13 protein-coding genes are annotated in these 13,687 nt (G+C 65.7%); 2 read left to right on the top strand and 11 right to left on the bottom strand.

From position 1 onward, the window contains the following. Nucleotides 1-28: 28 nt before the first annotated feature. Complete coding sequence (locus tag AC51GR_RS06940; RefSeq protein WP_496323852.1) at nt 29-553, bottom strand: WKL family lipoprotein; 525 nt, start codon at nt 551-553, stop codon at nt 29-31. 145 nt (nt 554-698) lie between these two features. Between AC51GR_RS06940 and AC51GR_RS06935 the strand changes: the two genes are divergently transcribed. Next, nucleotides 699-1,637 (top strand): asparaginase, encoded by a 939-nt coding sequence (locus AC51GR_RS06935; RefSeq protein WP_496323851.1) that lies wholly within the window; start codon nt 699-701, stop codon nt 1,635-1,637. Between the two features lie 166 nt (nt 1,638-1,803). Here the strand turns inward: AC51GR_RS06935 and AC51GR_RS06930 are convergent, their stop codons facing one another. Then, the gene (locus tag AC51GR_RS06930; RefSeq protein ID WP_496324113.1) at nt 1,804-3,165 is read right to left on the bottom strand and encodes a DNA polymerase IV; all 1,362 of its coding nucleotides are present in this window, start codon (nt 3,163-3,165) and stop codon (nt 1,804-1,806) included. A gap of 87 nt (nt 3,166-3,252) precedes the next feature. Beyond that, the gene (locus AC51GR_RS06925; protein WP_496323850.1) at nt 3,253-3,708 is read right to left on the bottom strand and encodes a nitroreductase/quinone reductase family protein; all 456 of its coding nucleotides are present in this window, start codon (nt 3,706-3,708) and stop codon (nt 3,253-3,255) included. Nucleotides 3,709-3,819: 111 nt separating this feature from the next. Here AC51GR_RS06925 and AC51GR_RS06920 point away from each other — a divergent pair, with 111 nt between their 5' ends. Then, nucleotides 3,820-4,539 carry a TetR/AcrR family transcriptional regulator gene (locus AC51GR_RS06920; protein WP_496323849.1) on the top strand — a complete coding sequence of 240 codons (720 nt, stop codon included), beginning with the start codon at nt 3,820-3,822 and terminating at the stop codon, nt 4,537-4,539. Here AC51GR_RS06920 and ileS read toward each other — a convergent pair. The 8 genes from ileS to ftsZ form a co-directional block, all read right to left on the bottom strand. Further along, entirely contained in the window at nt 4,536-7,748 is a 3,213-nt protein-coding gene (gene ileS, locus AC51GR_RS06915; protein ID WP_496323848.1) for an isoleucine--tRNA ligase, read from the bottom strand. The genes AC51GR_RS06920 and ileS overlap by 4 nt on opposite strands. A 241-nt stretch (nt 7,749-7,989) precedes the next feature. Next, nucleotides 7,990-8,448: a hypothetical protein gene (locus AC51GR_RS06910; RefSeq protein ID WP_496323847.1), complete on the bottom strand. Its 459-nt coding sequence runs from the start codon at nt 8,446-8,448 to the stop codon at nt 7,990-7,992. A gap of 27 nt (nt 8,449-8,475) precedes the next feature. Further along, the gene (wag31, locus tag AC51GR_RS06905) at nt 8,476-9,297 is read right to left on the bottom strand and encodes a DivIVA-like cell division protein Wag31 (RefSeq protein WP_496323846.1); all 822 of its coding nucleotides are present in this window, start codon (nt 9,295-9,297) and stop codon (nt 8,476-8,478) included. 409 nt (nt 9,298-9,706) lie between these two features. Further along, nucleotides 9,707-9,988, bottom strand: coding sequence for a YggT family protein (locus AC51GR_RS06900; RefSeq protein ID WP_496323845.1), 282 nt, complete (start codon nt 9,986-9,988; stop codon nt 9,707-9,709). A gap of 66 nt (nt 9,989-10,054) precedes the next feature. Further along, the gene (locus AC51GR_RS06895; RefSeq protein ID WP_496323844.1) at nt 10,055-10,807 is read right to left on the bottom strand and encodes a cell division protein SepF; all 753 of its coding nucleotides are present in this window, start codon (nt 10,805-10,807) and stop codon (nt 10,055-10,057) included. A gap of 80 nt (nt 10,808-10,887) precedes the next feature. Next, nucleotides 10,888-11,643 (bottom strand): YggS family pyridoxal phosphate-dependent enzyme, encoded by a 756-nt coding sequence (locus tag AC51GR_RS06890; RefSeq protein ID WP_496323843.1) that lies wholly within the window; start codon nt 11,641-11,643, stop codon nt 10,888-10,890. Beyond that, nucleotides 11,636-12,352: a peptidoglycan editing factor PgeF gene (gene pgeF / locus AC51GR_RS06885; protein WP_496324112.1), complete on the bottom strand. Its 717-nt coding sequence runs from the start codon at nt 12,350-12,352 to the stop codon at nt 11,636-11,638. Before pgeF ends, AC51GR_RS06890 begins: the two co-directional genes overlap by 8 nt. Nucleotides 12,353-12,360: 8 nt before the next feature. Then, on the bottom strand, nt 12,361-13,551 hold the full coding sequence (gene ftsZ / locus AC51GR_RS06880) for a cell division protein FtsZ (RefSeq protein WP_496323842.1): 1,191 nt from the start codon (nt 13,549-13,551) through the stop codon (nt 12,361-12,363). Nucleotides 13,552-13,687: the final 136 nt, after the last annotated feature.

Genomic DNA, 13,687 nt, shown 5'->3' with positions numbered 1-13,687 from the left:
GTACCGATTACTCAGGTGGGACGATGTCCTAGCTGGTGGCCGGGCACATCGGGCTGGTCTCGTTGGCAGCCGACAGGAGCAGGCAGACCGTGGTCGAGGACAGCTTCCAGGTGCCGTTGTCGAAGACGATCAAGGCCTCGAGCTGCTGCTCCGGGGTATCGGGCAGCTTGACCTTGACGTTGGCCTTCGCCTGGTCCTTACCTGCGGGACGGACGGGGGCCACGATCTGGTATTCCAGGTCCGGGTTCGCCTCAGCGGCTTCGACCAGCTTGTCGAAGAGGCCCGGGTCCTTATCGGAGTTCTGCACCAGCTTGGTCTTATCGGTGGCCGGAACGTTCGGGTTCAGCGCGGTCTCGAGCATGGTGTTGAGCTCGGCTGCGGTCGGCGGCTTGCTGGAATCGGTCAGGCCGCCTCCGCCTGGCGACTCAGAACTGGCAACCGTCGTGGTCGTGGTGGTGGTCGATCCGCCGCCGCCGTCGTCGTCGGAGCAGGCAGCAATGGACAGGAAGGCGCATACTGCGACTCCGGCGGTCACGAACTTACGAAGCTTCAAAATCCGTCCTTCTCATTTCACAACCGGTCACCGGAAGTGACAGGTGAATCGGGTCGTTTGGGCCAAGTCGGCATCGGTCCCGACCCACTATGCCAAATGCATCCGGATTTGACCCGTGAGGCCGCCAGAGTCGAAGCTGACAATCATGGCGTACCCGCAGGCTGTCGTGTCAATTCTCACCACCGGCGGGACCATTGCCAGTCGCCGTTTCGCCGACGGCGCGCGTCCGGATGTCGGTGGTGCCGAACTCATCGCGGACGCACGCTCGGACGCGGACGCCACTGAACTGCGGGTGCGCGACATCCTGCAGGTCGATTCCGGGGCACTGCTCCCGGCAGACCAGGACGCGATCCGGCAGGCGGTGGCATCCGAACTCGGCGATCCCGACGTCCGCGGGGTGGTGGTCACGCACGGCACCGACACCATGGAAGAGACCGCGATGCTCATCGACCTCATGCATCGCGACCCGAGACCCGTTGTGGTGACCGGCGCGCAGTTGCCCGCGGACTCCCCCGACGCCGACGGTCCGGCCAACATCGAGGCGGCCGTTGCACTGGCCCTCGACCCCGGCCTACGCGGGCGCGGGGTCCTGATCGCCATGGGCGGCGAGGTGGTCGCCGCACGTGGCGCAACCAAGTTCGACACCCGCAGCCCGATGCCGTTCCGGCAGGTTCATCCGGGTCTGCCCCGACGACTGCTGCCACCCGCTCCGATAGCCGGGGTCCGGGTGGACATCCTGACCCTCTATCCGGGCGTCGATCCCCAGATCCTCGAGTGGGCCGCCGACGCCGGTGCCGACGCGATCGTCCTGTCGGCCAGCGGTTCCGGCAATACCCATCCCGATGTCGTGGCGGCGGCCGGCCGGGTGATCGACCGCGGCATACCGGTGGTCGTATGCTCGCGGGTCCCGCTCGGTGAGGTGGTGCCACTCTACGGAGGTGGCGGTGGCGCAATCGATCTGATCAGATGCGGCGCGGTGATCTCGCCGTGGCTTCGCGCCTCGCAGACAAGGGTCGCAGTGCAGGCGATCCTTGCCGGCGGCGGTGGCCGACAAGAAATCTCCGCCTTCTTCGCCCCCGACTGAGGCCCGAGCCAACCGGAGCCGGCACCCCTCCGCCGACCGTGCCGAAATCACCGTTGACCGTGCCGAAGTTGCACGCACCAGGCCACTACCTCAACAGTTTTGGCACAGTCGGCGGTGATTTCGGCCCGCTCGACGGTGATTTCGGCCCGCTCGGCGGCCGGTCGGGTTACTCCTCCTCGGGGACTTCGCGGAGGTACTCCTCCGGCCAGTCGAGGCTGAGCAGCGGATCCGCTTTCTGCAGATCGGGATCGTCGAGGGAGAACGTGCGGGCGAATCCCGGTCCGCGGGCGCGGGTTTCGAACCGGATCGTCACCCGGCCATGCCCGCTGCCCTGGACCCAGCCGTATCCGTGCTCCGGGTGGTGGACGTCATCGCCGGTGGTCCAGCGCAGCCGGTCGGCGTCCGGCGTACGACCGCCGGGATAGGACTGCTCCGCCGACGACGCATCACCCTCGCCGGCCTCGGGCCCGGAGAATTCATCCAGCTCCGGGAACATCGAAAACTGTTGCACCGCCGTCAAACCGGAGTATCCGACGCCGACCAGGCGGATCGGCCCGATCTCCTGCGGGTCGAGCACCAGACGCTGGGCGGCGGCGGCGAGGACCGGAAACTCCGTGGTGGCCGCGGGCAGCGTGCTCGACCGGGTGAGTACCGACATGTCGGACTTCTTGAGTTTGACCACCACCGTCCGGGATCCGCGCCCGTCGGCGAGAAGTCGGCGATGCGCGGACGCCGCAGACCGTTCCACTGCCCCGCGTAGCTTTGCCAGATCCGTGATGTCCTCGGCGAACGTCGATTCGGCGCTGATCTGTTTGGCCGAGGCCCGTTCGGCGACGGGCCGGTCGTCGATACCCTGTGCGAGCAGGTGCAACCCGGGACCGACCGTGGCGCCCAGTACCGACGAGACCTCCATCGGCGACATGGCCGCCAGGTCACCGATCGTGTCGATACCCAAGCGTTGCAAACGTTCCCCGGCGACCGGTCCGATCCCCCACAGTTTGCGTACCGACAGCCGAGACAGGAACTCCCGCTGCTCGTCGGGCCGGACGACCACCACACCGTCGGGTTTGGCCATGCCGGAGGCGATCTTGGCGATCTGTTTGCCGGTGCCGAAACCGACCGATGCGGCCAGCCCCACCTCGTCGCTGATCCGCTTGCGCAACCGCTGCGCGAACTCTTCCGCGGCATCGGCATCGGCCCCGGCCAGTTCGGCGGGCTCGGCGAATGCCTCGTCGAACGAGAGGGTTTCGATCACCGGGATCATCCCGCGCATCAAGCCGAACACCCGCCTGCTCACCGCGCCGTACACCGATCCCCGCGGTGGCAGCACCACCGCGCCGGCGCCGACCAGCCTGCGCGCCTGATGCATCGGCATCGCCGAACGCGCACCGAATACGCGAGCCTCGTAGCTCGCACCGGCAACGACTCCGCGTCCGCCCAGACCGCCGACCATCACCGGTCGCCCGCGCAACGTCGGCCGGGTGAGCTGTTCGACCGAGGCGAAAAATGCATCCATGTCGATGTGCATCACCCACCGGGAACTGCTGCCCCCGCCCTGTTGTCGCACATCGGCAATCGTATGCCCCGGCGGCGACACCGGAATGGACCCGGGGCGTCAGGAAGTGGCGCGCAACTCAAAGACCGGAATGATCCCTCCGGCGGCCAGCAGTTCCTCCTGCGAGGAGTCCGCGCCGATCTTGACCGGCATCAACGAGGCGACCTCCCACCCCCAGCGCTTCAGGTACGGGCGCAGCAGCGCCGGCTTGTCGGCGACCTCGACTTCCGAGACCGAATACGTGGTGGCGGTCCGGCCGCCGCGCAGCGTGCACGTTCCGGCTGCACGGACATTGCGCGCCCACTGCGTCTCGCCCCGCGCGCCGATCAGATAGGTGCGGCCCCCGATGCGCAGCGGGTTGACCGGGATACGTTGCAGATTGCCCGAGACGCGGCCGCGCACCTCCAAGGTGCGTGCCCCGGCGAGTGTGATTCCCCGGTCCGCCAACCACGCGACGATGCCGTTGAAGAAATGCACACCCCTGCCGGGCCGGTTGTAGTGCGTGATTGCGGTCATGACCTGCTCCTTCACTCGATTCGGAGAGCACTGCTCTCGCTTGTTATCGAGTGTGCACCACCGTCGACCCAATTGCAAGAGCACTGCTCTTGTTTGTGGCAGGATGACACCATGGACAAAAAGCCGACCCCGCGTGCGCAGGCCCGGATGCAGACGACGCAGCGCATCCTCGAGGTCGGCCGGGAGCATCTGGCGACGTACGGCGCGGCCGCCCTGTCGCTACGGGCGATCGCCCGGGATCTCGACCTGGTGTCCTCGGCGGTGTACCGCTACGTCGCGAGCCGCGACGACCTCCTGACCATGCTGGTGGTCGACGCGTACACCGAACTCGCCGACGCGGTCGGTACCGCTCACGACACCGCACCGGCCGACGATCCGAGAGAACAGATCCGCCGCAGCGCCCTGGCGTTCCATGACTGGGCGGTCGCCGAACCCGCGCGCTACGCACTGCTCTACGGCAGTCCCGTCCCCGGATATCAGGCACCGGCGGAGAAGACCACCGAACCGGGGACACGTGTTGCCGCACTGCTGATGCGCACCATCGCCGATGCCGCCGCATCAGGTCGGATGACCCCTCAGGTGTCGTTGCACCAGGCAGGTGTGGACGCCGTCTTCGACGGCATCCGAGAGGAGTTCGACCTCGAACTCGACGACGATCACCTGCACAGCGCAGTTGCGTTGTGGGCCACCACTGTCGGCCTGACCAGTCTGGAGGTGTTCGGGCAATTCGGCGTCGAGTCACCCACCGATATGCAGACGCTGTTCACCCTGCAGATCGATGGGCTCCTCGATCGGATCGGACTGGCTGCGAGCCGGCCCGTGCTTCCCTAGCCCGCCTTGGTGACCGTCGCCTGTACGCCGTCACCGAGTTCGACCCACGGCCCCGATGCGGGCTCGTCGCGTCCGTCGACCACGCTCAGGTCCACGGCCAGGATCTCGCCGGCGATCAGGTCGGCGTGCCGCCGCGCCCACTCCAGATGCTCGGCAGGTACCGCCAGGACCACCTTGATCCGGTCCGACACATCCAGCCCGGCACTGCGTCGGGTTTCCTGTAGTTCGCGGATCCGGTCCTTGGCCCAGCCCTCGGCCTCGAGATCTTCGGTGACCGTGGTGTCGAGGACCACGAGTCCGTTGCCGGACGGCAGCTCGGCAGTCGATTCCGGTTTCACCGCAACAAGTTTGCGGCTGAACTCCCCTTCGAGCAGTTCGATGCCGTCGGCGCTGACCACCTCGGCGCCGTCACGCTCGGTGATGCTCACATTCCCGGACTTGACGGCCTTGATGACCCGCTGGACATCCTTGCCCAGTCGAGGCCCGGCCACCCGGGCGTTGACGGACAATTCCACTTTCCCGTACTGGTCCGCATCTTCGGTCAAATTCACCGACTTCACGTTCATCTCATCGGCGATGAGATCGGTGTACGGCGCCAGCCGCTGCGCATCGGGCGAGGCGATGGTCAACGCAGGCAACGGAAGCCGCACCCGCAGCTTGTTGGCCTTGCGCAGGCTCGACGCCACCGAACAGACCGACTGCACGTCGTCCATCGCGGCGACCAATTCCGGATCGGCAGGCAGTTCGTCGTCAGCGGGCCAATCCGTCAGGTGCACCGACCGCTCGCCGGTCAGCCCACGCCAGATCGCCTCGGTGGTCAGCGGCAGCAACGGCGCGGCCAGACGGCAGGCCACCTCCAGCGCGGTGTAGAGGGTGTCGAACGCCTCCGGAGCCTCATCCTGGCCGGCCCAGAACCGCGAACGCGACCGGCGCACATACCAATTGGTCAGGGCCTCACAGAAGTTCCGGAACTCGTCACATGCACCGGCGACGTCGTAGGTCTCCATCTGCTCAGTCATCGCATCACGGGTCGCCGCAGCCTTCGCCAGGATGTACCGATCGAGCACATTGGTGGAGGCGGTGCTCCACTGTGCGGGCCGCTCGGCGTAAAGCTGCAAGAAGCTGTACGCATTCCACAGCGGCAGCAACGCCTGCCGGACACCTTCCCGGATCCCCCGCTCGGTGACGACCAGGTTGCCGCCCCGCAGGATCGGCGAGGCCATCAGGAACCACCGCATGGCATCGCTGCCATCACGGTCGAACACCTCGTTGACGTCGGGGTAGTTCCGCTTGGACTTCGACATCTTCTGGCCGTCGTCACCCAGCACGATCCCGTGCGCGGCAACCGTCCGGAATGCCGGACGATCGAACAGTGCGGTCGAGAGCACGTGCAGGTTGTAGAACCAGCCACGGGTCTGACCGTTGTACTCGACGATGAAATCGCCTGGGCTGTGGCCCGGTTCGGTGTCGGTGCCCTCGAACCAGTCGGTGTTCTCGAACGGGTAATGCACCTGCGCGAACGGCATCGATCCGGATTCGAACCAGCAGTCCAGGACCTCGGGCACGCGGCGCATCGTCGACTTGCCGGTCGGGTCATCGGGGTTGGGCCGGGTCAGGTCATCGATGAACGGCCGGTGCAGATTGTCCGGGCGGACACCGAAGTCACGTTCGAGTTCGTCGAGGCTGCCGTAGACATCGGTGCGCGGGTACTCCGGGTCATCGGAGATCCATACCGGGATCGGCGCACCCCAGTAGCGGTTTCGGCTGATGTTCCAATCCCGTGCACCTTCGAGCCATTTGCCGAACTGGCCGTCACGGATGTGTTCCGGCGACCATTCGATCTGCTTGTTCAGCTCCACCATCCGGTCACGGAATGTGGTCACGGCGACAAACCAGGACGGAACGGCCATGTAGATCAACGGTTTTCCGGACCGCCACGAGTGCGGGTACGAGTGTTCGATCGTCTCGTGGCGCACGATCTTGCCTGCGGCCTTGAGGTCTTTGATGATCACCGGGTTGGCATCGAAGACCATCTGCCCCTCGTAGGGCGGCACCATCGAGGTGAAGCGGCCGCCCGGGTCCAGAGGCTGCACGACCTCGATCCCGTTGGCCGTGGCCAATTCCATGTCCTCTTCACCGAAAGCCGGTGCCAGGTGGACGATTCCGGTTCCACTCTCGGTGGTGACGTAGTCGCCCAGCAGGATTCGATGGGCACCCTCGTGGCCGACGAAGAAGTCGAAGGGCGGCTGATAGCGGATGTTCTCGAGCTGCGAACCGGTGTATGTGCCCAGGACCTCCGGCTCGGCGCCCAACTCGCGCGCGTAACCGCCGAGCAGCGCGGTGGCGAGCAGGTACTCCTGTCCGTCCTCGCCCCGGACGTGGCTGTATTCGGTGTCGGGATGAACGGCGATCGCCAGGTTCGAGGGCAGTGTCCACGGTGTCGTGGTCCAGATCAGAGCGTTCACACCGTCGAGTTCCGTCGGCCCGAAGTCCTTGGTGTTCAAGGTCATCCGCACGGTGAGCGCCGGATCCTGACGCATCCGGTAGGCGTCGTCGAGCTTGCTCTCCTGATTCGACAGGGGCGTCTGCTCGTACCAGGAGTACGGCAGCACGCGATAGCCCTGGTAGACCAGGCCCTTGTCGTGAAGTGTCTTGAATGCCCACATGACCGACTCCATGAAGTCGATGTCGAGGGTCTTGTAGTCGTTGTCGAAGTCGACCCAGCGCGCCTGGCGGGTGACGTACTCACGCCATTCGTCGGTGTACCGCAACACCGAGGAGTGGCAGTACTCGTTGAACTTCGCCACGCCCATGGTCTCGATCTGGGCCTTGTCGGTGATGCCGAGCTGCCGCTCCGCTTCGAGCTCGGCGGGCAGACCGTGGGTGTCCCAGCCGAACCGGCGGTCGACCTTCTTGCCTCGCATCGTCTGGAAACGCGGGACGAGGTCTTTGACGTAGCCGGTCAGCAGGTGACCGTAGTGGGGCAGACCGTTGGCGAAGGGCGGGCCATCGTAGAAGACGAACTCCGGCGCATCCGCCCGGTTCTCGATCGAGGCCCGGAAGGTGTCGTCGGACTTCCAGTAGTCGAGCACCCGCTCCTCGACCTGGGGGAAAGAGGGCGCGCCGCTGCGTGTGCCGCCGGTGAGATCAACCAGCGGATAGACCCGTCCGGTTGTCTGGTCCTGCGTTGCCGATTCTTGTGAACTCACTACCGTCTCCTCGTGCTCTGGCGTGTTAGCCGGCACGGGGACGATCCGATGGTTTCATCGGCCGCGGTACCACCCCGCTTGCGCCTGGGATCGGCGCCACTCCATCGATTGACCGGCACACTGCTGCCGGTAACCGCCGAGGCTGTGACGGGCCTCAATCCGCCCGGTTCTACTGAGGACCTCGCGGTCCCGTTCTTCCGGGTGCTCCCCGGTGATGGCCGGATCAACGCGTCCTTCAAGTCTAACGTGGCTTGTCCAGAAAGAATTCTTCGGTCGGCGGATCGTCCGGCCGATCATGCTTCGATATCCGCGGGATCTCGCCGGTTTCCGCCTCGGAGGCCGCGTCGAAGTTGCCTCCGTTGCGGGTGTGGCCCTCGGACGAGTCGCCGGTTGCGGGATCTTCCTCATGCTCCGCCGTTGCGGACCAATCCCCAGCCTGCTCCTGATCCGAGGTGCCGACCTCGTCATTGTTCAGATCACTGCCGTCGTCATCGGCTGCGGTGCGATCGGGGTCGTTCGCGTCGGAATCAGTTGGGGCAGAAGAACTCCGCCCCAGTCCGAGTAGGTCGCCGATGAGAAATCCGACCCCTATGACGCAGACGACCACGCATGCGATCGCCAGCCAGAGAACACCCGTGAGCAGAGCCGCCACCAGTAGGACGAATCCCACCAGGGTGGCCGACAGCGCCAAAACCAACACGTGAAGCGTCCTGGTTACCCGGTCGCGTCAGTTGCTCGGCTTGGAGAATCCGCCTGTGTTGGTGAAACCACCGTTGCCGGGATCGGACGAGAAGGCGTCACCACCGCGGGCATTGTCCACCGGTGCCGCACTGCCCCGTTGCTGCAACTCTTCGAGCTGCGACTCCAGGTAGGTCTTGAGCCGTGTCCGGTACTCGCGCTCAAAGGTCTTGAGCTGCTCGATCCTGCCTTCCAGCACCGTGCGCTGCTGGTTGATGGTGCCCATGATCTCGGTGTGCTTGCGCTCGGCGTCCGCCTGCAGCGCAGCTGCCTTCTCCTGTGCCTGACGCGTCTGCGTCTCGGCGCGGGTCTGCGAATCGGCGAGGATCGCCTCGGACCGCTGACGCGCGTCGCTCAACATCGCCTCGGACTTTGCGCGGGCGTCGCCGACCAGCGCATCGGCGCGGGCGCGGGCGTCGGCCACCATCGACTCGGACTCACTACGAGCATTGTTGGTGAGCCGATCAGCGGTCTCTTGGGCCAGACCCAGCACTCGGGCAGCCCGAACGCTCTGGTCGTCGCTCTGCGGTGCCGCGGGAGCCGCGGGCTCGGCAGCCGGAGCCGCCGGTTGCGCCGCAAATGCCTGCGTTGCAGGTTCTGGAGTCGATGCCGGCGCGTTCTTTGCCGCAGCAACCTCGCCTTCGAGCTCTTCGACCCGTTGTTTCAGGTCAGTGTTCTCTTCGATCAGACGCGCCAGTTCGGCTTCGACGAAGTCGAGGAACTGATCTACCTCGTCCTCGTTGTAGCCGCGTTTGCCGATCGGCGGTTTGCTGAACGCGACGTTGTGCACATCAGCTGGTGTCAGCCGCATTGGTCGGTCCCCTTATACCTTGTGTCGAACTTCGGTCTCTACTTATCGGGCAGGTGCTGGCTCAGCGTGTCCGCCGAACCGTGAGCGTCCTTCATATTATTCACGATATGCACACAGGCTGTAACTGGCGTCCATCCTGTCACACCAGAACCGTTCGTTGCACCCCATGGTTGCCATGTCGAAATCAAACGGCGGTCAAAACGCACCATTTAAAACGGCGCGCCGTGAATCCGTGACCCGTTTGTTATCAACCTACTCGATACTAGTGCGTCACACCCGGGACAAGGTGATCCGGAGGGTCATCGCCCTGTTCAGGCGGAGTGTCTGCCCGGATCCGCCCACCCCACCGACCGCAAAATGGCCGGGCCGGAACGGTGAATCGGGCAGCAGATCCCGCGCCGGGACCGAACTATCCGGCGACGACGGTCATGGCTATCAACACCAGGATCATGGTGATCATCAGAGACAGGTCCAACCGGACCGGGCCCAGCGGGATGGGCGGAAGTATGCGCCGCAGTGTCTTGATCGGCGGATCGGTGGATGTGAAGACACCCTCGATGACCACAACCGAGGCGCCGGTCGGGCGCCATTCCCTGGCAAAGGTACGTACCAATTCGATCACCAGGCGGCCCAGGAGCAGCAGCCAGTAGATGAAAAGGATGTAGTAGATGATTTCTCGCGCGATCGTCACGCCATAACTCTGCCCGAATTCCCGGCGGTTTGGGAAAACCCCAGCACTGGCGGCCTGTTGCCCGTCCTACTGGTGGTTGTAGAAACCGGTCTCGGCGATCTTGCGGCGATCCTCGGCCGAGACGTCGATGTCCGCGGGAGCCAACAGGAAGACCTTGGTCGCCACCTTGTCGAACGAGCCGTGGAGTGCGAAAGCCAGACCGGCGGCGAAATCCACCAGCCGCTTCGCATCGGCGTTGCTCATGTCCACGAGGTCCATGATGACCGGACTGCCGTCGCGGAAACGCTCGCCGATGGTGCGGGCCTCGGCATAGCTGCTGGGGCGCAGCGTGGTGATCTTGCCGAGCGGGTTGCCTTCTTCGAAGACCCGGTCCAACTCGGCGCGCGAATCGAGAGCCAGTGCCCCACGGGTGCTCGTGCCGCCGCCGACGGTCGTCGGACGGGTGGCCGCCGGACGGCTGCTGCCGAGCGGCTCGAGGCGTCCGGTGGGCCGCGCCGGCGCCGGTGCCGCGTAGCGGTCGACCGACTCGAACTGGGGACGACGGGAACCGGCGTAGGCGTACTCGGGGGCCCGCTCGAACTCGGCCTCCCGGTAGTCGCGGTCGTCGACCTCGTCACGGTACGGACGGGCTTCCTCGGCGCGGAACGGACGGGCCGCACCGACCTCGTCGCCGTAGAACGGCTCGCGGTAGTCCTCGTCGCGGTAGTCGCGCTCATAACGGCGAGCCCGTGCGGGTGCCGGGTCCTCCAAGTAGTCGTCTTCGTAGTCCCCGGGCGGAACCATGCCGAAGTACGCCTTGAACTTGTGGATGGTGCTCATCGCATTCCCTCTTTCAGCCGCAGCTTGTACTCGACAATCTCTGTTAGCCGTGTTGCTCGTGTTACTCATGTGACTAACCGTTAGGGCGAGATTACTGGCCGGTGGCCCATGATCGCGGTACCGACACGCACGCATGTCGATCCGTACTTGACAGCGACCTCCAAATCGGCTGACATACCTGCCGACAATTCGGTTGCCGCCGGATATCGCGCGACGAATTCCTGATGGATGCGGGCCGCCTGCTCCAGCCACTGCTCAGCAGAACCGCGAAGTGGCGCAATCACCATCAGTCCGCGCAACTCCAGATTCGCCGATTCGCCGACGTGGTCGGCCAGCGCAGGCAGTTCATCTGCGGGGACGCCGCCGCGGCCCTTGGCCTCGTCGTCGTCGAGTCCGACCTGGATGAGGACCTCCAGCGCTCCCGGGCGCGAACCGTCCTCGCGGGCGGTCCCCACGGCGCGGTCGAGCGCCTGGGCGAGTTTGAGACTGTCGACCGAATGCACCCGGTCCGCCCACCGCGCCACCGACTTCGCCTTGTTGCGCTGCAACTGTCCGATCATGTGAAAGCGCAGATCGCTCCGACCGGTCGTGGCCCGGACCTCCGCAGCCTTGCCACCGGCCTCGGGCTCACGCGATTCACCGAACTCGGTGGCACCGGCATCCACGAGCAGGCGCACGTCATCGGCCGGAAAGAACTTGGTGACGGGCAGCAATTGCACCTCGGCCGCCGACCGGCCGGCTGCGAGGCAGGCCGCGTCGACGCGACTGCGGACCCGAGCCAGATTCGCAGCGAGTTCCTCGCCACGCCTCGACGACAACTCAGAGCCCTCAGGCACTGCTGTCCATCCAGATGACAGAGGCGAACCGTCCCGTCGGCGCCCCACGCCGGTGACTGAACAGTGTCTCGTCTTCGATCGTGCACCGCGGATCCTGCGCCACCGCGTTGATCCCGGCCTCGAGCAGCTGACGCCGGATACCGGCCCGCAGATCGAGTCCCGGGGTGCCCTTGAGTGTCGTGGTGGCGCTGCCGGGCAGGTGGGCCTCGACGTCGGCCTGCATGTGCGCGGGCACCTCGTACCGGCGACCACTGGCCGCCGGTCCCATGAACGCACCGATCCGGCTCACGACCGCGCCGGCCGCTTCCATCTCCGCGAGGACCCGCGGCACGATCCCGATGCGGGCACCGACCCGTCCGGCGTGGACGGCCGCGATCACACCCGCCTCCTCGTCACTGAGCAGCAACGGGACACAGTCGGCCGTCAGCACTGCCAACGCCAGGTCTTTGGTCGTGGTGACCAGGGCATCGGTGGCCGGTACCGGCTCGGACACCGGACCGTCGACGGTGACAACGTTGCGGCTGTGGATCTGTTCCATCCAGACCACCCGCGAGGCACCGACGCCGATTTCTTCACCGAGCCGGGCCCGATTGCGCGACACCGCATCCGGATCGTCACCCACGTGGTCACCGAGATTGAAGGACGCATAGGGACCGGTCGAAAAGCCACCGGCCCGCGAGGTGGTCACCCGCCGGACGCGAAAACCCACTGCCACGTTCAGCGCTTCATGAACGGTGGAACGTCCACCTCGTCGTCCGCCTCGTCCATCCCGTGGGCGGGACGCGAGGTCGGGCGGCCGCCGCGATCATCGGAGAAGGGGTCGCCGGCAGGGGCCTGGGCGAACAGCGGCTCGCGACGTTCGTGGTCACTGCCGTTCGACAATGCACCCGCGCGGGCAGATCCGACCGAGGCGCTGCGAGCTGCGACGGTGGCCGCCGACTCGACCGGCTTACGCGCCGGTGAACCGCTGTCGAAGCCGGCTGCGATCACGGTGACACGGACCTCATCGCCCAGGTTGTCGTCGATCACGGTGCCGAAGATGATGTTGGCGTCGATGTGCGCGGCTTCCTGCACCAGCGTCGCCGCCTCGTTGATCTCGAACAGACCCAGGTCGCTGCCGCCTGCGATGGAGATCAGCACACCGTGCGCGCCCTCCATCGAGGCCTCGAGCAGCGGGGAGTTGATCGCGGATTCGGCAGCCTTGGTGGCGCGGTTCTCGCCACGCGACGAACCGATGCCCATCAGCGCGCTGCCCGCGTTGCTCATCACGCCCTTGACGTCCGCGAAGTCGACGTTGATCAATCCGGGGGTGGTGATCAGGTCGGTGATGCCCTGAACGCCGTTGAGGAGGACCTCGTCGGCGCTGCGGAACGCATCCATCAGGCTGACGGCGGCGTCGCCCATCTGCAGCAACCGGTCGTTGGGGATGACGATGAGCGTGTCGCAGGATTCGCGCAGGGCGGTGATGCCGACCTCGGCCTGTCCCCCGCGGCGCTTGCCCTCGAACGAGAAGGGGCGGGTGACCACACCGACGGTCAGCGCGCCGAGTTTGCGGGCGATGCTCGCCACGACGGGCGCGCCACCGGTACCGGTGCCACCACCCTCACCGGCGGTCACGAAGACCATGTCGGCGCCCTTGATGAGCTCCTCGATCTCGTCCTTCGCGTCTTCGGCTGCGCGGCGACCCACCTCGGGGTCGGCACCGGCGCCCAGACCACGGGTGGAATCGCGGCCGACATCGAGCTTGACGTCGGCGTCGCTCATCAGCAGGGCCTGGGCATCGGTGTTGATCGCGATGAACTCAACACCTTTGAGTCCCTGTTCGATCATGCGGTTGACGGCATTTACTCCGCCGCCGCCAATACCGACGACCTTGATCACGGCAAGGTAGTTGTGCGGGGGCGTCATGGCGCTCGCCTTCCTTTTGGTCTCTTCGAACCAGTTTGGTTCTACGGCACGGCCGCTTCGCGAAAACCCTCAACCTAAACCATAGGCTTAGAGTTATGTCAAGTAGTCGTGTGCTGATGGAAACGCTAGGCACCTT

It is taken from the genome of Williamsia sp. z71 (assembly GCF_059553375.1).
Note: the sequence above shows the minus strand (reverse complement) of the source record. Positions and strands in the feature narration are given on the sequence as shown.

Excerpts from the sequence above, each read along its gene's own strand:
- AC51GR_RS06935 (WP_496323851.1), top strand. The coding sequence starts at position 699 with ATGGCGTACCCGCAGGCTGTCGTGTCAATTCTCACCACCGGCGGGACC.
- AC51GR_RS06930 (WP_496324113.1), bottom strand. The coding sequence starts at position 3,165 with ATGCACATCGACATGGATGCATTTTTCGCCTCGGTCGAACAGCTCACC.
- AC51GR_RS06925 (WP_496323850.1), bottom strand. The coding sequence starts at position 3,708 with ATGACCGCAATCACGCACTACAACCGGCCCGGCAGGGGTGTGCATTTC.
- AC51GR_RS06920 (WP_496323849.1), top strand. The coding sequence starts at position 3,820 with ATGGACAAAAAGCCGACCCCGCGTGCGCAGGCCCGGATGCAGACGACG.
- wag31 (WP_496323846.1), bottom strand. The coding sequence starts at position 9,297 with ATGCGGCTGACACCAGCTGATGTGCACAACGTCGCGTTCAGCAAACCG.
- AC51GR_RS06895 (WP_496323844.1), bottom strand. The coding sequence starts at position 10,807 with ATGAGCACCATCCACAAGTTCAAGGCGTACTTCGGCATGGTTCCGCCC.
- ftsZ (WP_496323842.1), bottom strand. The coding sequence starts at position 13,551 with ATGACGCCCCCGCACAACTACCTTGCCGTGATCAAGGTCGTCGGTATT.